This window comes from Methylobacterium brachiatum, from assembly GCF_900113845.1.
GTDB lineage: Bacteria > Pseudomonadota > Alphaproteobacteria > Rhizobiales > Beijerinckiaceae > Methylobacterium > Methylobacterium brachiatum.
Genome location: NZ_FOQW01000004.1, coordinates 127346 through 153968, shown reverse-complemented (window position 1 = coordinate 153968; position 26623 = coordinate 127346). Strand labels below are relative to the sequence as shown.

Annotated in this window: 21 protein-coding genes; 13 read left to right on the top strand and 8 right to left on the bottom strand. The window is 71.8% G+C overall.

Annotated features, from left to right (window positions below):
• Window positions 1–7 precede the first annotated feature (7 nt).
• Complete coding sequence (locus BMZ47_RS05000; protein WP_091859744.1) at window positions 8–1132, bottom strand: ABC transporter permease; 1125 nt, start codon at window positions 1130–1132, stop codon at window positions 8–10.
• Between the two features lie 66 nt (window positions 1133–1198).
• Window positions 1199–2374 (bottom strand): MFS transporter, encoded by a 1176-nt coding sequence (locus BMZ47_RS04995; protein WP_091859321.1) that lies wholly within the window; start codon window positions 2372–2374, stop codon window positions 1199–1201.
• A 150-nt stretch (window positions 2375–2524) separates the two neighbouring features.
• On the opposite strand from BMZ47_RS04995, the gene BMZ47_RS04990 reads away from it, so the two are divergent.
• A complete protein-coding gene (locus BMZ47_RS04990) occupies window positions 2525–3511 on the top strand; it encodes a hypothetical protein (RefSeq protein WP_091859318.1) in 987 nt (328 codons plus the stop codon).
• 63 nt (window positions 3512–3574) lie between these two features.
• Window positions 3575–4015 (top strand): DUF1489 family protein, encoded by a 441-nt coding sequence (locus BMZ47_RS04985; protein WP_007560584.1) that lies wholly within the window; start codon window positions 3575–3577, stop codon window positions 4013–4015.
• A gap of 264 nt (window positions 4016–4279) precedes the next feature.
• Here the strand turns inward: BMZ47_RS04985 and BMZ47_RS04975 are convergent, their stop codons facing one another.
• Window positions 4280–11404, bottom strand: coding sequence for an apolipoprotein A-IV repeat region-like domain-containing protein (locus BMZ47_RS04975; protein ID WP_091859312.1), 7125 nt, complete (start codon window positions 11402–11404; stop codon window positions 4280–4282).
• Between the two features lie 290 nt (window positions 11405–11694).
• Here BMZ47_RS04975 and BMZ47_RS04970 point away from each other — a divergent pair, with 290 nt between their 5' ends.
• Window positions 11695–12012 carry an Hpt domain-containing protein gene (locus BMZ47_RS04970; RefSeq protein ID WP_091859309.1) on the top strand — a complete coding sequence of 106 codons (318 nt, stop codon included), beginning with the start codon at window positions 11695–11697 and terminating at the stop codon, window positions 12010–12012.
• A gap of 212 nt (window positions 12013–12224) precedes the next feature.
• Complete coding sequence (locus BMZ47_RS04965; protein ID WP_007568306.1) at window positions 12225–12545, top strand: 2Fe-2S iron-sulfur cluster-binding protein; 321 nt, start codon at window positions 12225–12227, stop codon at window positions 12543–12545.
• Window positions 12546–12551: 6 nt separating this feature from the next.
• On the opposite strand, the gene BMZ47_RS04960 is transcribed toward BMZ47_RS04965, so the two are convergent.
• Window positions 12552–13727 carry a vWA domain-containing protein gene (locus BMZ47_RS04960; protein ID WP_091859306.1) on the bottom strand — a complete coding sequence of 392 codons (1176 nt, stop codon included), beginning with the start codon at window positions 13725–13727 and terminating at the stop codon, window positions 12552–12554.
• 337 nt (window positions 13728–14064) lie between these two features.
• Between BMZ47_RS04960 and BMZ47_RS04955 the strand changes: the two genes are divergently transcribed.
• Window positions 14065–14472: a hypothetical protein gene (locus BMZ47_RS04955; protein WP_007568309.1), complete on the top strand. Its 408-nt coding sequence runs from the start codon at window positions 14065–14067 to the stop codon at window positions 14470–14472.
• A gap of 20 nt (window positions 14473–14492) precedes the next feature.
• On the opposite strand, the gene BMZ47_RS04950 is transcribed toward BMZ47_RS04955, so the two are convergent.
• Window positions 14493–16328: a cation:proton antiporter domain-containing protein gene (locus BMZ47_RS04950; protein ID WP_007568310.1), complete on the bottom strand. Its 1836-nt coding sequence runs from the start codon at window positions 16326–16328 to the stop codon at window positions 14493–14495.
• 319 nt (window positions 16329–16647) lie between these two features.
• Between BMZ47_RS04950 and BMZ47_RS04945 the strand changes: the two genes are divergently transcribed.
• The 3 genes from BMZ47_RS04945 (at window position 16648) to BMZ47_RS04935 (ending at window position 19641) form a co-directional block, all read left to right on the top strand.
• A complete protein-coding gene (locus BMZ47_RS04945) occupies window positions 16648–17910 on the top strand; it encodes an ATPase (RefSeq protein WP_091859304.1) in 1263 nt (420 codons plus the stop codon).
• Complete coding sequence (locus tag BMZ47_RS04940) at window positions 17907–18551, top strand: hypothetical protein (protein ID WP_007568312.1); 645 nt, start codon at window positions 17907–17909, stop codon at window positions 18549–18551. The genes BMZ47_RS04945 and BMZ47_RS04940 overlap by 4 nt, the downstream gene beginning before the upstream one ends.
• 238 nt (window positions 18552–18789) lie before the next feature.
• Window positions 18790–19641, top strand: coding sequence for an AAA family ATPase (locus BMZ47_RS04935; RefSeq protein WP_091859300.1), 852 nt, complete (start codon window positions 18790–18792; stop codon window positions 19639–19641).
• 3 nt (window positions 19642–19644) lie between these two features.
• Here the strand turns inward: BMZ47_RS04935 and BMZ47_RS04930 are convergent, their stop codons facing one another.
• Complete coding sequence (locus tag BMZ47_RS04930) at window positions 19645–20574, bottom strand: class I fructose-bisphosphate aldolase (protein WP_091859296.1); 930 nt, start codon at window positions 20572–20574, stop codon at window positions 19645–19647.
• A gap of 183 nt (window positions 20575–20757) precedes the next feature.
• Between BMZ47_RS04930 and BMZ47_RS04925 the strand changes: the two genes are divergently transcribed.
• Window positions 20758–21282 (top strand): SixA phosphatase family protein, encoded by a 525-nt coding sequence (locus BMZ47_RS04925; protein WP_091859293.1) that lies wholly within the window; start codon window positions 20758–20760, stop codon window positions 21280–21282.
• Window positions 21283–21460: 178 nt separating this feature from the next.
• Here BMZ47_RS04925 and BMZ47_RS04920 read toward each other — a convergent pair whose 3' ends face one another.
• Window positions 21461–22492, bottom strand: a complete 1032-nt coding sequence (locus BMZ47_RS04920; RefSeq protein ID WP_007568317.1) for an alpha/beta fold hydrolase — start codon at window positions 22490–22492, stop codon at window positions 21461–21463.
• A gap of 194 nt (window positions 22493–22686) precedes the next feature.
• Between BMZ47_RS04920 and BMZ47_RS04915 the strand changes: the two genes are divergently transcribed.
• A complete protein-coding gene (locus tag BMZ47_RS04915) occupies window positions 22687–23169 on the top strand; it encodes an Hsp20 family protein (protein ID WP_007568319.1) in 483 nt (160 codons plus the stop codon).
• Between the two features lie 154 nt (window positions 23170–23323).
• Complete coding sequence (olsB, locus tag BMZ47_RS04910) at window positions 23324–24316, top strand: l-ornithine N(alpha)-acyltransferase (RefSeq protein ID WP_091859288.1); 993 nt, start codon at window positions 23324–23326, stop codon at window positions 24314–24316.
• A 238-nt stretch (window positions 24317–24554) separates the two neighbouring features.
• Here the strand turns inward: olsB and BMZ47_RS04900 are convergent, their stop codons facing one another.
• Window positions 24555–25007 (bottom strand): hypothetical protein, encoded by a 453-nt coding sequence (locus BMZ47_RS04900; protein WP_007568323.1) that lies wholly within the window; start codon window positions 25005–25007, stop codon window positions 24555–24557.
• 210 nt (window positions 25008–25217) lie between these two features.
• Between BMZ47_RS04900 and kdoO the strand changes: the two genes are divergently transcribed.
• Window positions 25218–26078, top strand: a complete 861-nt coding sequence (gene kdoO / locus BMZ47_RS04895) for a Kdo hydroxylase KdoO (protein WP_091859285.1) — start codon at window positions 25218–25220, stop codon at window positions 26076–26078.
• Window positions 26079–26105: 27 nt separating this feature from the next.
• Window positions 26106–26405: an antibiotic biosynthesis monooxygenase family protein gene (locus tag BMZ47_RS04890; protein WP_007568328.1), complete on the top strand. Its 300-nt coding sequence runs from the start codon at window positions 26106–26108 to the stop codon at window positions 26403–26405.
• Window positions 26406–26623 lie beyond the last annotated feature (218 nt).

The following is a 26623-nucleotide window of genomic DNA, read 5'->3' as shown; positions in this document are numbered from 1 at the left end:
GACGGGCTCAGAAATCGATCGCGGCGAAGAACACCGCGAACAATCCATCGAGGACGATGACCATGAAGATGGACTTCACGACTGAGGCGGTGACGTGGCGGCCCAGCGATTCGGCCGAGCCCTCCACGGCGAAGCCCTCGATCGTGGCGAGGATCCCGATGATCAGCGCCATGAACGGCGCCTTGATCAGCCCGACCATGACGTGGTGCACGCCCACCGCCGCCTGGAGCCGGACCAGGAACTGATCGAGCGTCAGGCCGCCATACAGCATGGCGGTGAGGCCGCCGCCGGTGAGCGCCGCCAGGTCGCCGATCAGGGTCAGCATCGGCAGGCCGACCATCAGGGCCAGGACCCGCGGCACGATCAGGATCTCGACGGGATCGAGGCCCATCACCCGCAGGGCGTCGACCTCCTCGCGCATGCGCATCGAGCCGATCTCGGCGGTGATCGCCGAGCCGGACCGGCCCGCCACCATGATCGAGGTGAGCAGCACGCCCATCTCGCGCAGGATCAGCAGCCCGATCAGGTTGACCACGAAGGTCTGGGCGCCGAAGCGCTGGAGCTGGAAGATGCCCTGCTGGGCGACGATGCCGCCGACCAGGAACGAGATCAGCACGATGATCGGCGTGCCGTTGAACGCCACCTGCTGGATCTGGTTGACGAGCGCCGTGCCCCGGAACGTGCCCGGCCGCAGGGCCACGCGCCCGCAGGCGGCGATCACCTCGCCCAGGAAGGCGAGGGCGGTGACGAATTCGCGCCCGCCCCGCACGGTCTCGCGGCCGATCGTGTCGAGGGCGCCGAGGATCAGGCCGGGCCGGGCCGGCGGCGCGGAATCCGGCTCGCGCAGGCGCACCTCGCCCAGCAGGGTGCGATGCTCGGGCCGCACGCCGACATAGGTCAGCCTGCCCCCGGACTGCTCGATCTCGGCGCGGGTCCGCTCGAGCACCCAGGCGCCCAGCGTGTCCAGGCGCTCGATCCCGGAGAGATCGGCCGCCACGGGACCGGCCCGCCCGGCCGCCAGCAGACGCGCCGCATTCGCCTCGACGGTCGGCGCCTGGTCGGCGGTCCAGCGCCCGTCGAGCGCCAACCGGCCGTCGGCCGGCCGGTCCCGCAGCGACGCGCCGGGAACCATGCCCTCGCTCAGCAAGACCTTCACTCCTCGATTGAGGCACCACCCTGCCGTGGGGTTATGTCGACATTACGGTTGACGATCCGTGTCTAACGTCAGCCGATCGGCGCGGCCGGAGGCGCGCGCCAGGGCCAGGCCGCCGGCGGCGAGCGGGGCCATCAGCAGGAAGGCGAGGGGGCCGCCGGCCCGGTAGGCCAGGCCGCTCGCCAGGGTCGCCACCACGGAGATGCCGGCATTGACGGCGCTGAGCGTGCCCTGCGCCCGCCCGCGCGCGCCCTCCGGGGCGAAGGCCGAGACCGCCGCCATCGCGCCGAGCTGCGTCGCCCCGAAGGTCAGGCCGTGCAGGCCCTGGAGCGGCACCAGCGCGGCCAGGTGGTCGCCGACGAGGTACATGCCGATCGCCCGCAGGATCGCTGCGCCGGCGCCGAGGGTCAGGAGCCGCACGGGGCTGCGCCAGGACGCGGGCAGGGCGGTGATTCCGGCAAACAGCGCGATCTCGGACAGCACCCCGGTGGCCCAGAGCGCGCCGACCCAGACCGGCCCGATGCCCTGGCTCGTCCAGTAGATGCTGCCGAACCCGTAGATCGCCCCGTGGCTCGCCTGGATCGCCGCCGCGGCGCCGATGCAGAGCCAGAGCTTGAGCGGCAGGCGCGGCCTGTCGGCGCCGGTCGGCACCTGCGGCAGGGCCACGACCGAGCGGCTGCGCCAGGCCACGAGGCCCGCCGCCAGGGCGAGGCCGGTGAGCAGCAGCGGCACCGCGAGTTGCCCGCCCAGCGCCGAGAGCAGGAATCCCCCCGCCAGGTTGGCCAGCAGGAACGCGATGGAGCCGGCCATCCGGATCCGGGCGTAGACCAGGCGGGCGTCCCGGCGCACGGCCGCGAGCGTCAGGTAATCGATGCAGGGGACCAGCGGCGCGCCGGCCACCGCGTTGAGCAGGATCAGCAGCGCGAGCAGGGGCCAGCCGATCCCGGCGGCCCCCGGCATCAGCGCGTAGGTCAGGCTGAGGGCGAGGCTGCCGAGCAGGATCAGCCGGCGCGGGCCCAGCCCCCGGTCGAGCAGGCTCATCAGCGGCGCCGTCGCGACGATCCGGGTCGCGATCGGCAGGGCCAGGAGCACGCCGATCACCCCGGCATCGAGGCCGAGGCCGTCGAGCCAGATCGGCATGAACGGCATCGCGATGCCGATCTCGGTGAAGACGACGGCGTAGAGCAGCGACAGGCGCGCCGGGCCGGACGGGCGATGCAAGGATGGAGGTTCCCGGATGGGAGGCGGAGGATGCTCTCGGACCTGTGCGCCGTAAGCGCCCGTTAAACCCTCCCTGTCAATTTGCCGGCCTCCGGGTCGCGCCCTGTGCCGGCCGTCGCCGCGCCGGCCTTTCGGGTTCGGAGGGATCCCATGTCCGGTTCAGCCCCTGCAGGCGCCCTCGCCGAGTACGAGGCGATCGAGGCGACCATGTGCCTCAGCGAGCGCGGGCGCTGGTTCCTGGCCGAATATGCCCGCCGCCACCGCGCCGCCGAGACCGAGATGCTGCTCGGGGCCATGCGCCGGCTCGAACACGCGGTGACCGCCGACCGGGATCAGCAGACCGTCGGGCAGCTGCACGGCAACCTCGTCGAGATGGCCGCGGCGATCAGCCAGACCAAGGCCGAGATCGCCGCGATCAGCGCCCGCGACAACGAGCCGACCCGCCTGACGCAGGCCTCGCTGGCGCTGGACGCGATCGTGCGCGAGACCGAGCAGGCGACCTCCGACATCCTCGGCTCGGCCGAGGCGATCCAGGAGGCGGCCTGGACCCTGCGCGAGCGCGGCGCCGACGCGACGACCTGCGACGCCCTCGATCGGCACGCGACCGCGATCTACACCGCCTGCTCGTTCCAGGACCTCACCGCCCAGCGCACCGCTCGGATCGTCTACACCCTGCGCTATCTCGAGGACCGGCTGGCCTCGATGATCGCGATCTGGGGCAGCGCCGCCGAACCGATCCCGCCGATGCCGGGCGATCCGGCCGCGGGCGCCGGCCCGCAGGCCCAGCCCTCCGATCTCTGCCAGAGCGACATCGACCGCTACATCGCGATGGAGGTTCCGGCCGTCACGGCCGCCGCCCTCGTCGCCCAGCCCGGAAGCCCGCCGCTCCACGAGGATATCGTGTTCGTGCCGGTCTCGGACGGGGAGGGGTCCGAGATGGTCCAGACGGCCGACCCGGACGGGCTCGACGACGACGCTGATGCCGAGGACGGATCTGCTGATGCCGCGCCGGCGGAGGATTGGGCCGACCTCGTGGCGGCCTCCCCCGAGCCCGCCGCCGAACCGGGCGGGCCGATCCTGAGCTTCGCCGCGATCGACGCGCTGCCGCCGGAGCAGCGGCTCGCCCTGTTCGCCTGACGGCGCGGAGCGGCCCTGCTATCAGGGGCCCCCGCCCGCCGAGGGTCGTGAGACGAAAACCCCGTGGCCCTGAACCTGATCAAGCTCTGCGTCGGACCCGCCTCCATCGCCGACCTCGAAGCCCGTCAGGAACGGTACCGGGACGAGGCGTTGCGCGACGGCCGGCCGGCCGACCCGTTCCACGTCACCCGCACCCTGCCCAAGCGCCATCGCGAGATCGCCGGAAAGGGCTCGATTTACTGGGTGATCCGCGGGACCCTGTCCTGCCGGCAGGCGATCACCGCGATCGAGAAGCTGACCGGCGAGGACGGCATCCCGCGCTGCCGGCTGGTCTTCGACCCGCGCCTGATTCCGGTGACGCCCCGGCCGTGCCGTCCGTTCCAGGGCTGGCGCTATCTCACGGGGCGCGACGCGCCGGCCGATCTCGGCGCCGGACAATCGGGCGACCTCGCCGAGATGCCCGAGGCGCTGCGCCGCGAGCTGGTCGGCCTCGGCCTCCTGTAGGGGCCCGCCGACCCGATCTGTCCCTCCAAAGCCCTCATCCTGAGGTGCCCGCGCCAGCGGGCCTCGAAGGAGCCCTCCAGGGATCGCGCGGCCGGCTGGAGAGCTCCTTCGAGGCCTCCGCTGCGCTGCGGCACCTCAGGATGAGGGGGTGGATGGGATATCCTGTGGCCGGAGCAATCGTGCGATTGTCATCGCCCGGTCAGGCCGGCGCTGACCGGGTCTCGCCGGCGCGGGGCTCTCGGAGCGCCCGCGCCGGCCGTCGTCCTACGCCCCGTCGAACCGCCCGCTGGCATGGGCCAGCATCGTGTAGACCTTGCCGGTCTCCGAGGTGAGGTAGGCGTCGGTCCGCTTGGCGTCGCTGTCGTTCTTGACCACGTCGCCGAGCAGCCGCTCGAACTCACCCACGTAGCGGTCGACGCTGCGGCGGAACTCCGCGTCCGAGCGGTAGCGGCGCTGGATCTCCGCGAAGGTGGTCCGGCCCTGCGGGGTGTAGATGCGCGGGTCGAACAGATTCGGCTCGCCGCGCCGGTAGCGCTCCCACAGGTCGACCACGGTCCGGTGCTCGATCATCCGGGCGATGTCGGTCGAGATCGTATCGAGGGCGATCCGCCCGGTCTCGGCAGGGGCCTGGGACGGCGCCTGCGGCTGGGACGGGCGGCCCGACGGGGCCGGGGCGGCGGCATTGGTGGCCGCCGGCTCGGCATCGTCGTCCTCGTCCAGGGAGGCGCGGGTCAGCAGGTCGGACAGCCAGCCGCGCTTGGCACCGCCGGCCGTCATGGCGACGGGACGGGCGGTCGCGGAGGGCCGCGGCGCCTCGATCCGGGCCGGACCGGTCGCGGCCCGGGCCGGCGCCGCCGGCAGGGACGGAGCCGGGGCAGCCTGAGCCGGCGGCGCGGACGGAGCCGGAGCGCTGCTGGCCTGCGGTGCCGCGGCGGCGCGGGACCCGCCCTCCGCCACCCGCCGCTGGGCCTGCGGCTGGGCGACGTCCACCGACCGCGTGGTCCGGGACACCAGGGCCGACAGCTCGTTGAGCGCCTTGATCTGATCGGCGACCACGCGGCGCATCTCGCCGGTGGCATCCTGCGTCTCCCGCGGCAGGTCGAGGACGCCCCGGGCGAGTTCGGCGCGGGTCGCGTCGAGTTCGCCGCGGATCGAGCCCGCCATGTCCCGCAGGGACGAGACGGAGGCGCCGAACTTGGTCTGCGCCTCGTCGAGGCCGCTGCGCATCTCCCGCGCCGCCTCCTCGATCGCCCGGCGCACGCCCTGGGCCGCCTTCTCGCTCTCGGCCCCGGCGCTGTCCTTCAGGCCCTCGAAGGCGCTGGTGACCGAAGCCCCCGCACCCTCCGCCGAGCGCGTGAGCGACTCACCGACGGCGCGGGCGCGCTCCTCGGCGGTCCGCAGCGTCCGCTCGATGGTCTCGGACAGGGCGTTGCCCTGCTGCTCCAGGGCGCTGGCGCGCGCCTCGAAGCCGGCCAGCGCCTCCGCGAGCGCCGCCTCGCGGCCCGACAGGGTCGCCCCCAGCCGCTGCTCGATCTCGGCGAGCGACGAGGCCGCCCGGTCCAGCGCCGACACGTGCACGGAGGTCTGCTCGCCGAGCGCGCGGCCGCGGCCGTCGAGGGTCTCGGCGAGGCCCGACGCCTCGCGCAGCGCCGTGTTGGCGACCTCGCGTAGAGCCTCGACCTGGGCCGCGACGCCCGCGGTGGCGCGGCCGGTCTCGGAGGCGATCCGCTGCAGGGCCGACTGGACCTGCTCGACCCGGCCGGCCAGGCCCTGCTCGATCGCGCCGAGATTGGTGCCGGCTCCGGAGACCAGCTCGCTGAGCGCCGCGTTGGCACCCTCGATCCGCTGGAGGACGGCGCCCAGCTCCCGGCCGAGCCGGTCGTTGGTCTCGAACAGCTCGGTGAGGGCGCGGCCGGCACCGTCGTCGATGGCCGCGCGCAGCAGCTCGGCCGAGGCCCGCGACTGCGCGGCCAGTTCCTCGGTCTGAAGCCGCAGGGTCTCGGCGAGCGGCACGCCGGTCTCGATCAGCACCCGCTCGATCGAATCGGCCCGGTCGGCCAGGGCCCGCGACAGGTCGAGCATCGGCCCGTCGATGGCGGCGCGCAGGCGCTCGACATGCCCTTCCAGGCTGTCCCCGACCGCACGGCCGCTACCGTCGACGCTGGCGATCAGCGCCCCGCCCTTCTCCTCGATGGCGCGGACCAGCGCCTCGGCACTCTCCGCGAGACGGCGCGACAGGGCCTCGCCGCGGGCATCGACCAGCGCGCCCAGGGCGGTGGCCCGGCGCTCGAAGCCGGCCCCCAAAGCCTCGGTGCGGGCGTCGATCAGGCCCGCCAAAGCGGCCTCGCGCCGGCTGAGCGTCTCGGCCAGGGCGGCGTTGTGCGCGTCGACCTGCTCAGCATGCGCCCGCGCCCGCTCGTCGAGCGCCGCGACCAGGCTGGCGGTGCGCTCGTCCATGAGACCCGCGAACGCATCGTGGCGGTCGTCGAAGGCGTTGGCCAGCGTCTCGGCGCGCTGAGCGACCAGCGTCGCGAACAACCGCATCCGGCTGTCGATGCGCTGGGTGAAGGCGTCGGCGCGGGCATCGACCCCGCGGGCGAGCGCCTCGCTCTGGGCCTCCACCGATTGCACCAGGGCGGCGGTGCGCCCTTCCACGACGCCGTCCAGGTCGCGGATCCGCGCGTCGAAGGCCTCGACCAGCGAGCCCGTGCGGCCCTGGGCGGCCTCGAGCAGCGACTGGCTGCGCTCGTTGACGAGCGCCTCGATCGCCGAGCGCGCCTCGTCGAAGGTCGCGCGCAGGGTCTCGATCCGGGCATCCAGGAGGGCGGCCACGCCCGTGGGCGCCGCGTCGAGGAGGTTGCGCAGATCCTGCGTGCGCGCCTGGACCGCCATGGCGATCTCCCGGCCCCGGTTCTCCACGGAGACCTCGAGGCTGGATTGCGCCCGCTCGAACAGGGTCTGGAGCTGGCCGCTGCGCGTCTCGAACGCCTCGGCGAACTGGCTCTCGCGCGCTTCGAGGAGGCCGGCGATGGCCGGGCTCGCCTGCTCGATCGCGCTCTGCAGGGCCTGGGTCCGGTGCTCGATCGTCCCGGCGATCTCGCGGCTGCGGCCATCGACCAGGCGGTCGATCTCCGCCTGGGCCCGCTCGAACAGGGCCCGCAGGTCGGCGAAGCGCGCGTCCAGCAGGTCGGCCATGTCGGTGGGGGCGGCGTCGAGGGTCTGGCGCAGGCCCTCGGTCCGGGTCGTGATCGTGTCGGCGAGTTCCTGGCCGCGCACCTCCACGAGGTCGCGCAGACCGGCCTGGGCCTCCTCGAACAGGGCGCGCAGGCGCTGCGTGCGGCTGTCGAGCGTCGCGGCGAGCTGGCGCTCGCGGGTCTCGACCAGAGCGGTGACGGCGGCGGGCGCCTCCTCCAGCATCGTCCGGAGGGCCTGGATCTTGGTGTCGACCGAGGCGGCGAAGCGGCCACCGCCGCCCTCCACCACCGCGTCGAGGGCGTTGTGGGCTTCCTCGAACAGGGTCCGCAGGCCCTGGGCGCGGGCATCCAGGGTCTCGGCGAGACGGTTGCCGCGGCCCTCGACCAGGTTCTCCAGGTGCCCGAGGCGCTCGTCGAACAGGCTGCCGAGCGCCTGCGTCCGGGAATCGAGGCTGCCGGCGGCGCTGCCGAAGGCCTCCTCGACGGCGGCGATCAGGGCGCGGCCGCGGGTATCCAGCGCCTCGTTGAGCGGGCCCATGCGGCCGTCGAGGGTGCTGGCCAGGGTGCCGGCATGGCCGTCCAGCATCACGCGGATCTGGTTGGTGCGGTCGTCGAGCAGGCCGTGGACCGAGCGCACGCCCTCGTCGAGCAGGCCGCTGATGTCGGCGGTGCGGCTCGACAGGGTGTGGCCCAGGCGGCCCTCGCCGGCCTCGAGCATGCGCTCGGCATCCGCGATGGTCTGCTGGAGCTTGGCCAGGACGCTCTCGCCGCGCTGGTCGATCAGCTCGGCCAGCGAGGTGCCGCCGCGGTCGAACAGGCGCGCCAGCTCGGTGATGCGGCCGCCGATCGCCCCGAACACGGTCCGGCCCTTCTCATCGAGCTCGCTCGACATGGCGGTGATGCGCTCGTCGATCAGCTTCGCCAGCAGCTCCGAGCGCTCGGCGAAGGCCGCGCGCACGGCCTCGGTGCGGGCGGAGAGGGCCGCGTCGGCGCTCTGGGCCCGCTCGTCGACCAGCTGGACGATCTCCTGGATGCGGCCCGACAGCGAGGCTTCGAGGACGCGCGTCGATTCCGCGACGGCGCCGGTGAGGGTGCCGATGCTGTCGGCCATCGCCTTGTCGATCCCGCCGGTCCGGTCGGTGATCGTGGCGACCAGGTCGCGGGTCCGGCCGGCCAGCTCCTCGTCGACCGCGCGGGTGCGCGCCTCGATCAGGCGGATCGCCTCGAAGGCCTGCACGCCGAAGCTCTCGTCCACCAGGCGGGCGCGCTCCTCCAGAGCGTTGGCGATCTCCTGCAGGCGATTGATGACGCCGGCGTCGAAATGCTCCGCGCTGCCCGCGATGCGGCGGGCCATCTCGGCGGTGCGCCGGTCGATATCCTGCCCGAGCCCTTCGGCCCGGCCATCGAGCACCGCGACCAGGTTGCGGCTGCTCTCGTCCATGATCCGGGCCATCTCACCGGTCCGGGCGGCCAGCGCCTCGTCCAGGGCCTTGCCGCGGGAGTCGATCCGGTTGTCGACATGGTCGACCAGGTTCGCCACGAGCTCGCCGATCTCGGCCGCGCGCTTGGCCGAGCGCTCCTCGAGCGTACCGAGATGGGTCTCGACCAGGCTGCCGGCCTCGCGGGCGCGGGTCGCGATGGTCTCGGCCACGGCCTGGCCCTTGACGGTGATGAGCCGGTCCATCTCCTCCAGCCGCGCCCCGACGGTCTCGCCGAGATGGGCCGTGTCGCGGCCGATGCGGTCGGCCAGGATGTCGCCGCGGGCGATGGTCTCCTGCAGGGCGGCGAGGCGGCTGCCCAGCGTCTCGTCGATGGCCCGGACACGGCCGTCCGCGGTCTCGGCGAAGCTCGCGCCGGTCTGGCTGAGCGTGTCGGCGATGCGGGCGCCCTGGCTCGCCACCGCGAGCACGATGTCGCGGCCGGTGCCGCTGATCCGGGTCTGGGTCTCCTCGGCGTGGCTGGCCAGGAGCTCGGCGACGCCCTTGCCGTGCGCGCCGAAGGCCGCCTCCATCTCGCCGATGCGGGCGGCGAGGTCGTCCGAGATGGCGCGGGCGGCCTGCGACAGGCTGCCGGTGGCATCGCTGGTGCGGGCCGACAGCTCGCGGTTGAGGTCGTCCAGGGCGGCGCGCAGGGCGGTCACCGCCGCGGAACCGCGCTCGCCGAACTCGGTGCCGGCGCGGTCGGCGGCGTCGCGGAAGCGGGCGAGCAGGCTCGCGGTCTCGGCCTCGACGGCGCCGGTCACCTCGGCCGAGCCGTGGCGCAGGGTCTGGAGGGTATCGACCAGGCGGGCGGAGGCGTCGCGGGTATGGGCCTCGACCTCGCCGGTGACCGCGCTGGCGGAGCCGCGCAGGGACTGGACGGCGGCGGCGGCCCCGGCCTCGAAGCCGTGGCCCAGCGCCGAGAAGGCGGTTTCCAAGGTCTGGGTGGCGGCCTGGGTCCGGTCGGTGATGTGGCCGCCGGCCCGCTCGGCCGCGGCCTCGACGCGGGTCTCGAGATCCGAGGCCTGCACCGTCACGGTGTCGTGCAGGCGCGCGGCGATCCCGTCCATCCGCTCGGCCAGGGCGTTGCCGCGCTCCGAGATCGTCTCGGCGATCCGCTCGGCGGTGCCGATCAACTCGTCGCGCACCGTGCCGGCCTGGTTGGTCAGCGTCTCGCCGACGCCGCCCATGGCGAGCGCGAGGGCGGCCTGCGCGTCGCGGCCGCGGCTCTCGATCGCCTCGGCGACGGAGAGGCCGGCATTCTCGATCTCGCTGCGCAGCGCCAGGCCGCGGCCGGCGATGTCCTGCGTGAGCGCGGCGCCCGTCTCGGCGAAGCGCGCGGTGATCTGGGTCCCCATCGCGCCGAAGCGCTCCGTCAGCTCGGAGCCCCGCGACAGGAAGGCGTTCTCGAGGCCGATGACCGAGCGCTCGAAGCTCTCGCGCACGACGCCGCCCTGGCGCTCCAGGGTCTCGCTGACGCGCAGGCCGGTCTCGGCCAGGCTCTGGGCGACGGAGGCGGTGCTCTCGGCGATCCGCCCGGTGAGGGCATTCCCGGTCGCCTCGAAGGCGCCGCTCACGTCGCGGGCGCGGGTCTCGAAGGCCCGCGTCAGGGTCTCGCCGACCTCCAGGAGGCTGCCGCGCACGCTCTCGCTGGTGTTCGCCAGGCTCTCGATCAGCTCGTCGCCGCGCCCGGTCATCAGGTTGACGACCCGGTCGCCCGCGTCGCCCAGGGAGGCCGTGATGGCCGCGCCGCGGGCGTCGAGCGCCCCGGTCACGCGCTCGCCGGCGCCGGTCAGCGCCATGACGATCCGCTCGGACGCGCCCTCCAGCTCCTGGCTCAGGCTCTGGTGCGAGCCGGTGATCGCGCCGCGCACGCGCTCGGCGTTGGTGACGATGGATTCCCGCTGGGCGACCAGTTCCTCGACCAGGGAGCGGATGCGGATCTCGTTGTCGGAATAGGCCCGCTCCAGGGTGGCGATCTCGCCGCGGACCAGGGTCTCCAGCTCGCCGGCCCGGGCGAGCGCACGCTCGACGCCGTCGCCGACCGCGGCGACTTCCCGGCGCACGGTCTGCGACATGGTCAGGACGGCATCGGTGGAGAAGCTTTCGGGCTCGGCCAGGCGCACCGCGACCTCGCCGACCGCGCGGGCGACGAGGCGCATCTCCTGGGCCCGGGCCGCCAGCATGGCGGCGATCACGAACAGGACGACCGGGCCGAGCAGGGCGGCAGCGCCCACCGTCGCCTGGAGGGCGGTGAGGCCCGAGACGACGCCGCGCAGGTCGCCGCCGGATTGCAGCCAGGCGACCAGAACCAGGCCGGCGATCCAGGCGAGGCCGGCCAGGAGGGCGAAAATATAGGGCTTGGGCGAGGACCGCACCCGCAGGGTCTGCTGCAGGATGCCGATGTTGCGCCGGTCGTCATTCGCCACCAGCGAGCGGTCGGGCGGCAGCAGGCCGCCCTCGCGGCGCGGGCGCTCGCGGCCGGGCGGGGGCAGGTCGGAAGCCAGCGGCGGGTCGAGGTCGAGGCGCGGCGGCGTCTGGCGGCCGGCCGGATCGAGGGCGCCGTCGAGCAGGGGATCGGCATCCCCGACATCGGGCAGGCGCGGCTCGGCGCGGCTCTCGGTGCCGGTCGGCGTCAGGGCGTCGAGGTTCAGCGCCTGCTCGATCGCAGAGAGCGCGGCCTCGGCCGGGTCCTTCAGCTTCTTCTCGGTCGCCATTCAACGCCTCGTCACACGGGTTTCACCGGCACCTGGGGAGGCTGATGCCAGAGACGCAACTTCCCGTTTACCATTACAGGATTAGACGCGGACACCGATTGCCGATACCCGAGCCGCCGGCCGACCCCAGAAACCGTTACCGGTATGGTTACTGGAGCCGCTGCCTTCCGGCCCCACCATCTTGGCGCAGATGAGGGGCCCTGCGCGATCCCCGTCCAGCGAATCGGGGGGTGAATCATGGGGATCGGTTCGGCAACCCCCAGAAGATTGCGGATTCCGGGAGTGCGAGCATGCTGGCCATCGACCGTGCGGAGCTCGATGCGCAGACCGGCGGCGACGCGGAGCTGGCTCATGAGGTGCTGGCGCTGTTCGCCGGGCAATGCCGATCGATCCTGCCCCGGCTCACCGACCTGGCCCTGCCGGTCCCTCAGCGCGCCGACCTCGCCCACACCCTGAAGGGATCGGCCGCCGGCGTCGGCGCCACGCGGGTCCGGGCCTGCGCGGACGCCGTCGAGGCACAGCTGCGCGCCGGCGCCGAGCCGGCCGCGCTCGACGCGCTCGTTCAGGCCGTCGCGGCGGCGCTGGCCGAGATCGAGCCCGCGCAGTGAGCTGACGCCCTCGCCGAACGGCTATCCCCTCGGGTATCCCCTTGGGCGACGCACGCTCTAAATCCGGGGCGCGCGTTCCGGCTGAGCGCGCCGATGCGGCGATCGATCCGGAACGGACCGCCGCCGCCGCGCTTGCATTCCACGGCCTCAGCCGCCAAGCAGTCACCCCGCCCGTCGAAGCGAGGCCGCTCGACGCGAGCCCGGAGCCGAGCATGCCCAAGATCACTTACGTCGACCACGCCGGGACGGAGAGGACCGTCGAAGGCAGCGTCGGCGCGACCGTGATGGAGACGGCGTTGCGCAACAACGTCCCGGGCATCGACGCGGAATGCGGCGGCGCCTGCGCCTGCGCCACCTGCCACGTCTACGTGGCCGACGATTGGATCGACGTCGTGGGCAAGGCCCAGGACATGGAGCAGGACATGCTCGATTTCGCCTCCGACGTGCGCGAGAATTCCCGCCTGTCCTGCCAGATCAAGATCGCGCCGAATCTCGACGGGCTGGTCGTCTCGACCCCGGCGCAGCAGGGGTAGCAGCCCTCACCGCACCAGCGCCCGGGCCGCCGCGTCGAGCCCGTCGAGGGTTAGGGGGAACATGCGGCCGCCCACGAGCCGCTGCACCATCCCGATCGACTGGGTGTAGCCCCAGTGGGTCTCCGGCACCGGGTTCAGCCACGCCGCCTTCGGAAAATGGTCGAGGAGCCGCTGCAGCCACACGGCGCCGGGCTCCTCGTTCCAATGCTCCACCGAGCCGCCCGGCGTAGCGATCTCGTAGGGGCTCATCGAGGCGTCGCCCACGAACACCACCCGGTAGTCGCTGCCATAGGTGCGGATCACCTCCGGCAGCGGGGTCCTGGCCTCGTGCCGGCGGCGGTTCTCGGTCCAGACCGCCTCGTAGGGGCAGTTGTGGAAGTAGTAATGTGCGAGGTGCTTGAACTCCGAGCGTGCCGCCGAGAACAGCGCCTCCGCCTGCTCGATGTGCCAGTCCATCGAGCCGCCGACGTCCAGGAACAGCAGCACCTTGACCGCGTTGCGCCGCTCCGGCCGCAGCCGCACGTCGATATAGCCCTGGCGGGCGCTCTCGCGGATCGTGCCGTCGAGGTCGAGCTCCTTCGCCGCCCCGGTCCGGGCGAAGCGGCGCAGCCGGCGCAGCGCGATCCGCATGTTGCGCGCGCCGATCTCGCGGTCGTCGTCGAGATCCTTGAATTCGCGCTTGTCCCAGACCTTCACCGCGCGGAAGTTGCGGTTCCCGTCCTGGCCGATCCGGATGCCCTCGGGATTGTAGCCATAGGCGCCGAACGGTGAGGTCCCGCCGGTGCCAATCCACTTCGAGCCGCCCTGGTGGCGCTCCTTCTGCTCGGCCAGCCGCTGCTTGAGCGTCTCGAACAGCTTGTCCCAGCCGAGTGCCTGCAACTCGGCCTTCTCGGCCTCGGTCAGGTACTTCTCCGCGAGCTTGCGCAGCCATTCCTCGGGAACCGCCGTGGGCGCCACCGCCTCGCCGAGGGTCTCCAGCCCCTTGAACACGGTGCCGAACACCCGGTCGAACCGGTCGAGATGCGCCTCGTCCTTCACCAGCGCCGTGCGCGACAGGAAGTAGAAGGCCTCGACGTCGTGCTCGGCCAAGCCCCGGTCGAGGGCGCCGAGCAGGGTCAGGTACTCCTTGAGGGACACGGGAACCTTGGCGTCCCGGAGGGCCGTGAAGAACTGCAGCAGCATCCCCGAAGAACGCGCCAGCAAAACGCCCGGGTCAAGCCCGGGCGAATCAGCCAAGTTCAGGCCGGGCCCGGCGGGACTTCTGGGCCTGTTCTGCGAGTCGTCGCCGATGGTCGACAAGATTCAGGCAGGGACAAAGGCCTAGTCCAGGGCCACCCGGAGAGTCTTCAGCGGGCGCGGAGACTCATAAGTTGGGCATAAGTCGCCGAATCTGTTGATATGTGCGCGGCCAAGCCTCGTGCAGTCACTGAAACCGTCACGGGAATCGCTCAACTCGAGGCATCAGGTGTGTTCAGCCGCGAGGACGCGTGCCGCACCAAGCGAAGCGAGGAGACCTGCAATGGCGGTCATCCTGCGGAATCTGACGGATTTCAAGCGGTTTCTCGGGAAGCCGGGTGCCACGATTCAACTGGTGCGCAACACCTTCATGGATCGCCAGCCCGAATCGACCCGGGAGGCCTACCGCGCCAAGGGCATGTACGCGCCGCGCGCCGTGCAGGCCCTGTCGCGCAAGGCCGCGGTGTTCACCCTGCGGGGGTTCCCCGGGACCGTGTGGCTGTACTGGGACAAGGGGGCGCGGGGCTGGCGCTTCTCGGGGGACACCGTGACCGTCCCCCTGGTCACCGGCCTCGGGCCGGCGGACGAGCTGGTCTACCGGTGCAGCTTCGCCGACGGCTTCGAGCCGGCACCGCGCAACCGCGTGTCGCGGCAGCCCAAGCACGCCGAGGCCCATCTGGCCCCGGCCTGAATCGGCCGGCTCAGGCCCGCTCACGCCTCTTGGCGCGCGGCCGCGGCCTCCTTCTTGGCCGGCGGCTTGCCGAGGGCTTTTCCGACCGTGCGCCGGGCGCGAAAAATCGGCTTGGCCTCGTTCTCGCGCTTCTTCAAAAGCGCGCGATACTCGTCCCGCCGCTCGTGGATCGACGCGATCACGAGGCCCATCGGCACGCCGACATCGACCAGCACCGCCTCCGACAATTGCAGGGAGGCCTCGATCGTCTCCGGCACCGCGTCGTCGACGCCGAGCTCGTACAGGGCCGAGGCGTGGCGGGCATCGCGCGCGCGGGCGACGATCGTCAGATCCGGCCGCTCCGCCCGGGCCGCCGCCACCGCCTGCTCGACCGCCCGCGGGTTGTCGAGCGTCACCACCAGGGCGCGCGCCGTGGCGATGTCGCAGCGGCGCAGGATCTCGGTGTTGCCGGAATCCCCGAAATAGACCGGCGCACCGGCGCGGCGCTGCTCGGCGACCCGCGCCGCATCGGAATCGAGGGCGAGGTAGGGGATCCCGTGGCGGTCCAGCATCTCGGCGACCTGGCGGCCGACGCGGCCGAAGCCCGCGATCACCACCCGGTTCTCGACCTTGTCGGGCAGCGGCTCCGACTTCATGGCGGCCAGGCCGGCGCTGGTGGCGCGGCGGCTCAGCCGGCGGCCCAGGGCCGCGAGCGCCGGGATCATGATCATCGTCACCGTGGTCACGATCAGGGCGGCCGCACCGACATCCTCCGGGACCAGCCCGGTGGCGACGGCGCCGCCGATCAGCACGAAGGCGAACTCGCCCCCCGGCCCGAGCAGCAGGGCCGCCTCCAGCGCCACCGGCCGGGAGATCTTGAGGGCGGGGGCCGCCATCATCACCACCGCGGCCTTGATCAGCACGAGGGCCAGCGACAGGCCGATGATCGCCCCGGGCGCCGCCATGAGCTGGGCCGGGTCCAGGTTCATGCCCACCGAGACGAAGAACACGCCGAGCAGCAGCCCCTTGAACGGGTCGATCGTCGCCTCGATCGCCCGGCGATACTCGGTCTCGGCGAGCAGCAGCCCGGCCACGAAGGCGCCCAGCGTCATCGACAGGCCGCTCGCCGCCGCCGTGAGCGCGGTGCCGACGATCACCAGCAGGCAGGCCGCCATGAACAGCTCGGTGGAGCGCGTCCGCGCCACGAGCTGGAACAGCGGGCGCAGGGCGAGGCGGCCGGCGACCACGATCAGCACCAGCGCGATGGCGGCCTGGCCCAGCGCCATGGCCAGCGCCCAGCCCTTGTCGCCCTCGTCGCCGCGGCCGAGGACCGCGATGGCGAACAGCACCGGGGCGACTGCGAGATCCTGGAACAGCAGGACCGCGAAGCTGGCGCGGCCGGAGGGGGCGTTGAGCCGCTTCTGCTCGGCCAGGACCGGCAGCACCACCGCGGTCGACGACAGGGCGAGCCCGATGCCGACGATCACCGCGCCGGCGAGCGGCACCTGCAGCCCGTACAGGATCGCCCCGAGGATCAGCGTCGAGCAGCCGACCTGCAGCGAGCCGAGGCCGAAGACGAGCCGGCGCAGGGTCCGCAGACGCTCCCACGACAGCTCGACCCCGATCATGAACATCAGGAAGATCACCCCGAACTCGGCCAGGTGCGAGATCTCGGTGCGATTGCCGATGGTGAAGAGGTGGACGTAAGGATGCGTGTCGGCCAGCCGTCCGAGGCCGAAGGGGCCGAGCAGGGCTCCGGCGCCGATGAAGCCCAGCACCGGGGAGATCCGCAGGCGGTGGAACAACGGCACCACGATGCCCGCCGTCACGAGGAACAGGATCGCTTCCTTGTAGGAGCCGGCATGGACCTCTGGCATCGGCGGCGGATCGAACCTCCTGTTTCCGACCGGTGCGGAGGCCGATCACGGATGCGCGATCATGGGTCGACCCCGCCCCCTGGGCAACCGCTTTTGCGATCCGCAAGGCCGGCAAGGTGCGCTCGGACACAAGCCGGATACACACTTGCGGTGAGACATTTCCGCCACCCGGACGACGTTTGCCGACGATCCACCGGGGAATGGGTGCGGTGCGGCCCAAAATCGGCACAATGCCCGCATACACGCTGGAGTTAACCGGCAGTTAAGTTCGGCCCGGGCCGCGCCTTCGACGATACGACTGAGCCCACGACTGGACCCGATGGATGTGACGAGGCCGATGATCTCCATCAAGTCGATATTCTCTGGCCCCAAGGCGCCACCGAGCCGCGACCTCGCGCGCGAGCGCCGCGAGTGGAAGCTCGAATCGGATCGGTGGCAGCACCAGCGTCACGTCGACCGCGGCTACCGGATCAAGTGGGGCTACGTCGCGATCGCCTACCTGGTCGAGTTCATGGTGATCGGCGCCTCGCTCTGGGGGGCCTGGCTGTTCGCGGGCGTCTACAGCGACGGCGACTGGCACGCCTTCTACTTCATGCTGCTGGCGCCCCTGGTCTACGCCGCCGTGGAGCTGTGCCGGGTGCCGCTCGGCATCCTGGCCCGGACCCAGCGCTCGCATTTCGTGCGCGGGCTCGCGGTGCTCGGCATCATCTTCGCGGCCGGGGTGACCACCAAGTCGGTCTCGCAGCTCGGCGAGATGATGTTCCACCCCCGCCTGATGGAGGCCGCCAGGACCAAGACCGCCCTGAAGGACGCCCAGGCCGACCGCGCCACCATCGGCGACCGCATCAAGGCGGCGGACGAGCGGGTGGCGCAGTACACCGCCGAGCTCGACCAGATCGAGAAGCGGTCCTCCGACAACGCCCAGCAGCTCGCCGGCCTCCCGGCCCAGCGCTGCGAGCGGGTGTTCGGCACCAACAGCAAGGGCCGCAAGTACCAGAACCTGAAATGCGTGGCCGATCCGCGCGTGGCCGCCCTGTCGGCGGGCGTCACCAAGGCGTCGGCCGACCGCGCCGCCCTGATCAAGAGCCTCGAGGAGGCCCGCAAGGCGCGCGCGACGCTCGATCCCGGCGCCGCCGACCGGCGCGTGGCCGATGCCGAGCAGGCCTACCGGAACGCGGTCAACCGCTCGCAGCTGCATTCCTTCACCGCGATGGTCTACGGCGTCGATCCGATCGACGTGACCGAGAGCCAGGTCCACGCCTTCCTGCGGATCTTCGTGTTCCTGCCGGCCGTCTGCGCCGCCTTCGCGTCGACCATCCTGGCGCTCTGCGCGGTCTCGACCCGCCGGACCTTCATGGATGAGGACGATCTCGGTGCCGCCGTGAATCCGGAGGCCGCGCCGTTCATGCTCGACGCGATCGCCGACGCGCTGCGCTCGAACCCCGAGCCGATCCTGCCCCGGGCGGCCAACGCCACGGGCGCGGTGATCCCGATGAACCGCCCGGCCCAGGGCCAGCAGACCCTGCCCGGCCAGACCCTTCCGGGCCAGCAGACCCTACCTGCCGCGGGAGCCGGCGCATGAACTACGTCGCCGGCGGCACCCCTGAGAACGTCGCCCTCGCCCAGCAGGTGAATTCACGCCTGCGCGCGGATTCGAGCTACGTCGCGGCCCGGGCCTTCCTGTTCCGGGCGCTGGGCTTCGGCGCCTTCGCGTGCCTGGCCGGCATCGGCGTCGGGGCGGCGGCCTATGGCTGGGCGACCCTCAACCAGTTCGACACGGCCGCCGAGAAGATCGCCGCCGCCATGCAGGCCGCGCTCTCGGACGTGACCCTGAAGACCAAGGGCGAGGTCACCCTGACCGACAACACCCTCAAGCTCGAGGGCCTGCCCAAGCTCGGCGGCGGCACGCCGACCCCCACCAAGGCCCAGCTCGGCAGCGACGCCGCCCCGGCCTCGAAGGCGGCCGTGAACACCACCTTCACGGTGTTCAAGCAGGTGCCCTATCTCGACGGCCAGATCGTCACCGGCTGGAACTTCAAGGACAACGCCGACCAGCCCTACCAGCAGTACTGCTACTTCTCCCGCCGCTCCAACGAGTCGAAGGGTCAGGTCGAGATCAAGATCGACCTCGCCATGGACACCAAGACCCTGCCGCAGCCGCAGAAATCCGACGTGAACCTGGAGATCCTGGCCCGGAACTGCGTCTGGCACGAGAAGGGTTGAGGCGAACCCAGGAATGACCCGCGGATCCAATCCTCAGCCTCATCCTGAGGTGCCGGAGCGCAGCGGAGGCCTCGAAGGAGACCTCCAGAACGCACCGCGATCCCTGGAGCCCTCCTTCGAGGCCCGCTGACGCGGGCACCTCAGGATGAGGGGGATGGATTGGAAACGGCGTCGCGCTTGCCGGGCGGCGTCGGCACGCGCTACCGGTTGCACCCAGGCCAGCCTCTCCGAGACCGCGATGCGATTTTCCGGAACCGAGTCCTACGTCGCGACCCCCGACCTGACCGCCGCGGTCAACGCCGCCGTGGTCCTGGAGCGCCCGCTCCTGGTCAAGGGCGAGCCCGGCACCGGCAAGACCGTGCTGGCCGAGGAGATCGCCAAGGGCTTGGGCGCGCCGCTCATCGTCTGGAACGTCAAGTCGACCACCAAGGCCCAGCAGGGCCTCTACGAGTACGACGCGGTCTCGCGGCTGCGCGACTCGCAGCTCGGCGACCCAAAAGTCTCGGACATCGGCAACTACATCCGGCGCGGCAAGCTCTGGGAGGCGTTCACCGCCCCCGAGCGCCCGGTGCTGCTGATCGACGAGATCGACAAGGCCGATATCGAGTTCCCCAACGACCTCCTCACGGAGCTCGACCGGATGGAGTTCCACGTCTACGAGACCGGTGAGACCGTGGCGGCCGTGCGCCGGCCGATCGTGATCATCACGTCGAACAACGAGAAGGAGCTGCCGGACGCGTTCCTGCGCCGCTGCTTCTTCCACTACATCAAGTTCCCCGACGCCGAGACGCTGATGCGCATCGTCGAGGTCCACTATCCGGGCATCAAGCACCGCCTGGTCGAGGAGGCCCTGCGGGTCTTCCTCGAGACCCGCGAGGTGCCCGGCCTCAAGAAGAAGCCCTCGACCTCGGAACTGCTGGACTGGCTCAAGCTCCTCGTCTCCGAGGACATTTCCCCCGAGACCCTGCGCGAGCGCGACGGCCGCAAGCTGATCCCGCCGCTGCACGGCGCGCTCCTGAAGAACGAGCAGGATGTCAGCCTGTTCGAGAAGCTCGCCTTCATGATGCGCCGGGAGCAGCGGGGCGGCTGAGCCTCAGCCGGCCCGACCGGAATAGATGTCGGTGATCTGCCCCAGCAGCTTCAGGGCATCGGCCTTGGAGCGCTGGAAGGCGTTGCGGCCGACGATCGAGCCGAAGCCGCCGCCCGCCTGGATGGCGCGGATCTCGTCGAGGAGCTTCGATTCCTCGGTCTGGGCGCCCCCCGAGAAGATCACGATCCGCCGCCCGTTGAAGGCGCATTGCACCACGTGGCGCACCCGCTCGGCCGCGGTGCCGATCGGGATGCCGGTGGATTCGTAGACTTTCTTGGCGGCCGGCTGCTCGATATGGGCGGTCGGCAGCTTGACCTTGATGATGTGGGCGCCGAGCTGCGCGGCGATCTGCGCGGCGTAGCCGATCACGTCGATGGCGGTCTCGCCCTCCTTCGACAGGGCCGAGCCCCTCGCATAGGACCAGATCACCACGGCGAGCCCGGCGCTCTTGGCCTCCTCGGCGATCTCCCGGATCTGGCCGTACATGGCGTTGCGGTGGGTCGAGCCGGGATAGATCGTGAAGCCGATGGCGCAGGCGCCGAGCCGCAGCGCGTCCGCCACCGAGCCGGTGATCGCCTGCTCCGGGTCGTCCTCGTCGGCCAGCAGGTCGTGGTTGTTGAGCTTGAGGATCAGCGGGATCCGCCCGGCATAATCGCGCGCGCCCGCTTCCAGGAAGCCGAGCGGCGCCGCGTAGGCGCTGCAGCCCGCCGCCAGGGCGAGCTCGAAATGGTAATGCGGGTCGTAGGCCGGCGGGTTCGGGCCGAAGCTGCGGGCGGGGCCGTGCTCGAACCCCTGATCGACCGGCAGGATCAGCATCTTGCCGGTGCCGCCGAGACGCCCGTGCTCCAGCATCCGGGCGAGGTTGGTGAGCGTGCCGGGGCTGTCGGCCCCGTACCAGGACAGTATCTCGGAAACGCGGGGCGATCGATCCATCGGGCGACCTCCTTCGACAGGGACCGCCGGCCATGGCTTGTCCTGCATCGGCGGCCCAGGCTTTCGAACCGGACAAGGCCGCCGAGGTTCCCGCGCGCCGCGCTTTGAGCTAACCCGGCCCCGATAACATTGCAGCGCGCCAGGCGCCTGCCGACCCTCCCAGGCCGAGAAGGACTGAGCCCCATGCGCAGGTTGATTCTGCTGCGGCACGCCAAGTCGGACCGCCCGGCGGGCGTCGCCGACCACGAACGGCCGCTCAACGACCGCGGCCGCCGGGCCGCACCGGCCGTGGGCGCCCACCTCGCCGAGGCGGGCATCAAGCCCGACCTCGCCCTCGTCTCCACGGCGACCCGGACCCAGGAGACCTGGGAGGCAATCGCCGCCGCCCTCGGCACGCCGGAGATGCGATCCCACCGCGAGATCTACGAGGCGCCGGCCGAACGCATCCTCGGCGTGATCCGGGGCGCGCCCGATACGGCGCAGACCGTGATCGTCGTCGGCCACAATCCGGGCCTGGGCGACCTCGCCACGGCCCTGGCCGGGGAGGGGCCGCGCAAGGAGCGCACGCGCCTCGCCACGGAATTCCCCACCGCCGCCTACGCGGTGATCGATTTCGACACGGCCGACTGGTCGGCGATCGGCCCGGGGCAGGGGCGGCTCGAGCGGTTCGTGCGCCCGCGGGACATCGACCCCGACCTGGGGGGCTGAAACCCCTCGGCCCGCACCGCAAAAGTCCTGGTTTCAAAAGGTCTCCGACCTTTTGCGGGTCCAGGGCGGAGCCCTGGTGTCGGGCTTCGCCCGATGCATCGGGACTCCGCCCCGACACCCCGCCAAAGGGCTGGGCCCTTTGGGATCCCGGTTTCGAGCCCTGCCGTGATGCGCCGGCTCAGGCCACCGGCACGGCGTGATGGGCCTCCACCTCCTGATGGGAGGGCAGGGGCGAGCCCGGCACGAAGGCGTCGAAGGCCGCCCAGAAATCCTGCCGGATGGCGTCGCGCTCGCTCAGGATCTCGTGCCGGGAATCCGGCAGGACGAGGATGTGGCCGGCCTTCATCCGGGCCGCGAACCGCTCCGTGTCCAGGGTCCCGCAGACCGGGTCGGCGCCGGCCGCGACGATCAGGGTCGGCAGGGTGATGCGCGGGGCGGCGCGGGGGTCGCGCAGGCGCGCCATCGCCCGGAACGCCTCGGCGAGCCAGGCGATCGTCGGGTCGCCGACCGCACCGGCGCCGACCTGGCGGGCCGCGGCGGCGTTGCGGGCGTAGCGGAAAGGATCGCGCGACAGGCGGTTGCCCTCATAAGGCTTGGTGGCGATCGAGACCGGCTTGCCGAAAGGGATATAGCGGTCGCCCAGCCCAATCCGGTGCAGCGCCCGCGACAGGAACGCCGCCCCGGCGGGCCAGCGCACCATCCGGACCGACAGCATCGGCGCCACCGTCACCAGGCGCCGGAACGGCAGCCAGCCGTCGAGGGCCCCGATCAGGGCGACGCAGCCGCCCATCGAGTGTGCCAGGCCGACATGCGGCTCGGGCATCAGCGGCACCAGAATCGTCTCGGCCACCGCCTTCAGGTCGAGGCGGTAATCATCGAAGCGGGCGACGTGGCCCTTGTGCGGGTCGCCGACCCGCCGGTCCGATTCGCCCTGGCCGCGCCAGTCGAACGCCACCACGGCGAAGCCGCGCGTCCGCAGATCCTGGATGGTCTCGTAATACTTCTCGATGAACTCGGCCCGACCCTGGAGCAGGCAGATTGTGCCCCGGCAGGTCCGCGCCGTGGTCTGCCAATAGGCCGCCCGCAGGGTGCAGTCGTCGCGGGTGCCGACCGCGATCAGGGTGCCGCCGGGCGGCACCGGATTGTCGGGCGTGCCGCGCAGGGTCAGGAGCGGCGGCTCCCGCCCGATCTCGCCGTCGAACCGTCTCACGGGGCCACCTCCCTGCGTCCGCGCGCCGGCGTGACCGTAGCCGAAAAAATCTCGGATTCGGCCCTCGCCGCGGGTCTTGAAGGCCGATTTTCCACCCCCGATATCTCGGTTGTGCCGGCCGTCAGGCGGCACGAAAGACGGGTCCGGCCCATCGGGCGGACCAGCCCTGCATGTTGCTCGTACGAGGATATGTCATGCGTCAGTTCGATCTCGCCCCCCTGTATCGTTCCACCGTCGGTTTCGACCGTCTGTTCTCTGCCCTCGACCAGTTCGCCACCGCCGAGGCGGCGCCGACCTACCCGCCCTACAACATCGAGCGGACCGGCGAGAACGCCTACCGCATCACCGTCGCGGTCGCCGGCTTCACCGAGTCCGACCTGTCGATCGAGGTCCGGGAGAATGCCCTCACCCTGAAGGGCGAGCGTAAGGCTGAGACCAAGGCGGAGTTCCTGCACCAGGGCATCGCGGCCCGCTCCTTCGAGCGCCGCTTCCAGCTCGCCGACCACGTCCAGGTGACCGGCGCGGCGCTGGAGAACGGCCTCCTCCACATCGACCTCGTGCGCGAGGTTCCGGAGGCGAAGAAGCCCCGCCGCATCCAGATCGCCACGGCCGGCACCCCGTCCGCGCCGGTGATCGAGGGTGACGTGCGCAAGGACGCGGTCCAGCAGGCGGCCTGATCCGGCCGCCGGCTTGAGAACCCGCTAACGTGATGGAGCGCCCCGGCCCAGGCCGGGGCGTTTTCGTGTTGCGGCTGTCATAATGACGTGTGGGCTTCGTGCTCTTTAATGGGTCCGGACGGTGCACGCTCGTGCACCTGGAGTGAACCCGACCATGGTCGCCAATCTCGCCCGCGGAGCCTACAGCGCGCTCGGAGCCGGCTGGCAGAAGGGCGTGCAGTGGGGTGTCGGCGCGCCGATCGCCAAGCTGCGCCGGCGCCACGCGCTCGCCCAGCCCGGGCCGGCCGGCATCGCCGACGTCCTGTCGGCGGAGCGGGCGATCCGCCTGCCCGAGCCGTTCGAGGGGCGCAGCCTGGGCCGGATCGGCAATCTCGAGGTGCGGCTCGCGTCGAAGAAATCCGAGATCCGCCGCGCGCAGCGCCTGCGGTTCAAGGTCTTCTACGAAGAGATGGCGGCGATTCCGACCGGCCTGGCGGCTCTGTCGCGACGTGATGCCGACGGTTACGACGCGCTCTGCGACCACCTCCTGGTCCTGGACCATGCCGCGCCGCGGCGGAAGAAGCCGTTCGTCGAGCACCGCCCCAAGGTGGTCGGCACCTACAGGTTGCTGCGCGGCGAGGTCGCCGAGCGCCATGCCGGCTTCTACTCCGAGGGCGAGTACGACCTGGAGCCGATCCTGGCGGCGCAGGGGCACCGCCGGCTGCTGGAGCTCGGCCGGTCCTGCGTGCTCAAGCCCTATCGGAGCAAGCGCACCGTCGAGCTGCTCTGGCAAGGGATCTACGCCTATGTCCTGCACCACCGGATCGACGCGCTGATCGGCTGCGCCAGCCTGGAGGGCACCGATCCGGACCGGCTGGCCCTGCCGCTCTCGTTCCTGCACCACCATGCCCGCGCCCCGGAGGAGTGGCGCGCCCGGGCCCTGCCGGAGCGGGCGGTGGCGATGGACCGGCTGCCGCGCGAGGCGGTGGACCCCAAGGCGGCGCTGCAGGCGCTGCCGCCGCTGATCAAGGGCTATCTCCGGCTCGGCGCGACCTTCGGGGAGGGCGCCGTGGTCGACCATCAGTTCGGCACCACCGACGTGTTCGTGGCGCTCCCGGTCGAGGCGATCGGCGCCCGCTACCGCGGGCATTTCGCGCCGGCGAACTGATCAGGTCGGGACGGCGCGGAGATACGGCCGTTCCAACCCTCCCCTCATCCTGAGGTGCGGCGTAGCCGCCTCGAAGGAGCCCTCCAGGGAGCGCGCGGCTAGCTGGAGGGCTCCTTCGAGGCCTCCGCTTCGCTACGGCACCTCAGGATGAGGACAAGGATGGGATCTATCCCGCTCCAACTACCGCGGGTGCCTGGCTCCTGAGGACCGGGCCGCCCTTCCGACGCGGCGCTTCTTCCTACAGATCCCCGAGCGCCAGCTGACCCTGGTTGCGCGCCTTGGCGGGCGCCTTCGGAGCGGCCGCCTTGCGTTCCTTGGGCCGGGCTGCGGCCAGGGGCGGCTTCTTCGGCTTGGGATCGCCGCGCATGCGGGCGAGCGCCTTGTCCCGCGCGACTGCCTCGGGGGCCTGGGGATCGTCCGACAGCCACTTGCCGCGCTTGATCACCTCGTTGACCCGGCCCTGGTTGACCCCGACCTTGAAGGCGATCTCCTGCTGGGTCATGCCCGTGGAGGCGTGCAGGTCGAGGATCGCCCGGGCGAGCTCGGGCGTCATCTTCTGGCCGGTCAGCCGGCGGGCCGGCTTGACCGTGCGGGTGGCGCGGTCGCGCTCGCGCAGGCGCTCCAGCAGCGCCAGCGCCATGTTCATGCCATGCTCGCGCAGGGCTTCCTCGAATTCCTTCAGGGTCGCCATCGGCGCCATCCTCCGCCGGGCTCGTGGGCCGGTTCTGTCGGGGGGAACGTGCCGGGAACGCGGCGGTTGCGCAAGCGCCCCCGGCCGGTGCCGCGGGCGGTGCCGGTGGACGGGCGATGTCATCCACCGGAAATGCGGCCCCTGGCCTCCCGGCGGCGGCTCGGCTACAGGATTGCGCCCGTTCGGCCACGCAGGCTCAGCCCGCACACGATGATCAGCCCGATCCGCACAGTCGCCCCCGGCGAGACCTCCGAGTCCCTGTCCCGGGAGTTGGAAGCCGGCGCGGTGCTGCTGTTCCCGGACCTGCCGTTCCCCTTCAGCGCCTTCGAGCGCCGGTTCACCGAGCGGCCCTTCGCGGACGGCAAGGCCAAGAACGTCAACATCCGGGGTGAGGCCGCCGAGCTGCGCGGCGCGGCCGGCACGCCCGAGGAGCAGGAAGCCCTGCGCCAGCTCCTGATCCGCTACCGCGCCTTCGCCCGGGATCTGATCGGCACCTACCTGCCGGACTATGCCGACCGGGTGAGCCTGGCCGGGACCTCCTACCGCCCGTTCGACGTCGACCGGCGCAAGCTCAGCTGGCGGCGCGACGACACGCGGCTGCATGTCGACGCCTTCCCGTCGAACCCGATCGGCGAGAAGCGGATCCTGCGGGTGTTCCGCAACATCAACCCGGAGGGCGAGCCCCGCCGCTGGCGGGTCGGCGAGGATTTCGGGTCGATGGCGGAAAAGTTCCTGCCGCGTCTGCCGCGCTATTCCCCGCTCGCGGCGCATGTCCTCGCCGCCCTGCGGATCACCAAGGCCCGGCGCTCCGAATACGACCACCTGATGCTGCACCTGCACGACGCGCTCAAGCAGGACGAGACCTATCAGGCGAGCGCCCCCCAGGCCGATGTGGCGTTCCGGCCCGGCGAGACCTGGGTGACCTTCTCCGACCTCGTGATGCACGGGGCGATGGGCGGCCGCTACATGCTGGAGCAGACCGCCTACCTGCCGGTCGCCGCCCAGGCCGATCCGGCCTTGAGCCCGCAGCGTATCCTGGCGGCCAAGCTCGGCCGCCCCCTCCACGCCTAGGCACACACGAGCGAAGGACCCGACACCATGATCCTCGAAATCGCGCAGATCGAGATCAAGCCCGGCATGGAGGCGGCGTTCGAGGCCGGCATCACCGAGGCCTCGGCGATCTTCAAGGCGGCCAAGGGCTGCCGCGCCTTCGAGGTGCGCCGCTCGATCGAGCATCCCCAGCGCTACCGCCTGATGATCCACTGGGACACGCTGGAAGCCCACACCAAGGACTTCACCGGCTCGCAGCCCTGGCAGGATTACCGCGCCCTGGTCTCGCACTGCTTCGCCGGGCCGGTCTCGGTCGAGCACACCGAGCAGGTGCTCAAGGCGTTCTGATCCGTTTCGGACGTCGCGCCGGAACGGGGCGCGACGACGGGCCTGGTCTTCGCATGAAGGACTGACCGAAGTCGGTCCCCCTCGTCGTCCCGCGTCCGCGAAGCGGAGCCCGGGATCCAGGCCCCCGACGTGCCAAGGCCTCGCACGGACGGCGGCTTGGCGAGAGCCCGGCGGGCCCGAGGCGTTGCGGCGGGCCTTGCAGGTGCTAGGCTCCCCGC

Bases quoted from the DNA above. Each gene is read 5' to 3' on its own strand.
- BMZ47_RS05000 (WP_091859744.1), bottom strand. From the start codon at position 1,132: ATGGTTCCCGGCGCGTCGCTGCGGGACCGGCCGGCCGACGGCCGGTTG.
- BMZ47_RS04990 (WP_091859318.1), top strand. From the start codon at position 2,525: ATGTCCGGTTCAGCCCCTGCAGGCGCCCTCGCCGAGTACGAGGCGATC.
- BMZ47_RS04975 (WP_091859312.1), bottom strand. From the start codon at position 11,404: ATGGCGACCGAGAAGAAGCTGAAGGACCCGGCCGAGGCCGCGCTCTCT.
- BMZ47_RS04970 (WP_091859309.1), top strand. From the start codon at position 11,695: ATGCTGGCCATCGACCGTGCGGAGCTCGATGCGCAGACCGGCGGCGAC.
- BMZ47_RS04965 (WP_007568306.1), top strand. From the start codon at position 12,225: ATGCCCAAGATCACTTACGTCGACCACGCCGGGACGGAGAGGACCGTC.
- BMZ47_RS04960 (WP_091859306.1), bottom strand. From the start codon at position 13,727: ATGCTGCTGCAGTTCTTCACGGCCCTCCGGGACGCCAAGGTTCCCGTG.
- BMZ47_RS04955 (WP_007568309.1), top strand. From the start codon at position 14,065: ATGGCGGTCATCCTGCGGAATCTGACGGATTTCAAGCGGTTTCTCGGG.
- BMZ47_RS04950 (WP_007568310.1), bottom strand. From the start codon at position 16,328: ATGCCAGAGGTCCATGCCGGCTCCTACAAGGAAGCGATCCTGTTCCTC.
- BMZ47_RS04945 (WP_091859304.1), top strand. From the start codon at position 16,648: ATGGATGTGACGAGGCCGATGATCTCCATCAAGTCGATATTCTCTGGC.
- BMZ47_RS04940 (WP_007568312.1), top strand. From the start codon at position 17,907: ATGAACTACGTCGCCGGCGGCACCCCTGAGAACGTCGCCCTCGCCCAG.
- BMZ47_RS04935 (WP_091859300.1), top strand. From the start codon at position 18,790: ATGCGATTTTCCGGAACCGAGTCCTACGTCGCGACCCCCGACCTGACC.
- BMZ47_RS04930 (WP_091859296.1), bottom strand. From the start codon at position 20,574: ATGGATCGATCGCCCCGCGTTTCCGAGATACTGTCCTGGTACGGGGCC.
- BMZ47_RS04925 (WP_091859293.1), top strand. From the start codon at position 20,758: ATGCGCAGGTTGATTCTGCTGCGGCACGCCAAGTCGGACCGCCCGGCG.
- BMZ47_RS04915 (WP_007568319.1), top strand. From the start codon at position 22,687: ATGCGTCAGTTCGATCTCGCCCCCCTGTATCGTTCCACCGTCGGTTTC.
- olsB (WP_091859288.1), top strand. From the start codon at position 23,324: ATGGTCGCCAATCTCGCCCGCGGAGCCTACAGCGCGCTCGGAGCCGGC.
- BMZ47_RS04900 (WP_007568323.1), bottom strand. From the start codon at position 25,007: ATGGCGACCCTGAAGGAATTCGAGGAAGCCCTGCGCGAGCATGGCATG.
- kdoO (WP_091859285.1), top strand. From the start codon at position 25,218: ATGATCAGCCCGATCCGCACAGTCGCCCCCGGCGAGACCTCCGAGTCC.
- BMZ47_RS04890 (WP_007568328.1), top strand. From the start codon at position 26,106: ATGATCCTCGAAATCGCGCAGATCGAGATCAAGCCCGGCATGGAGGCG.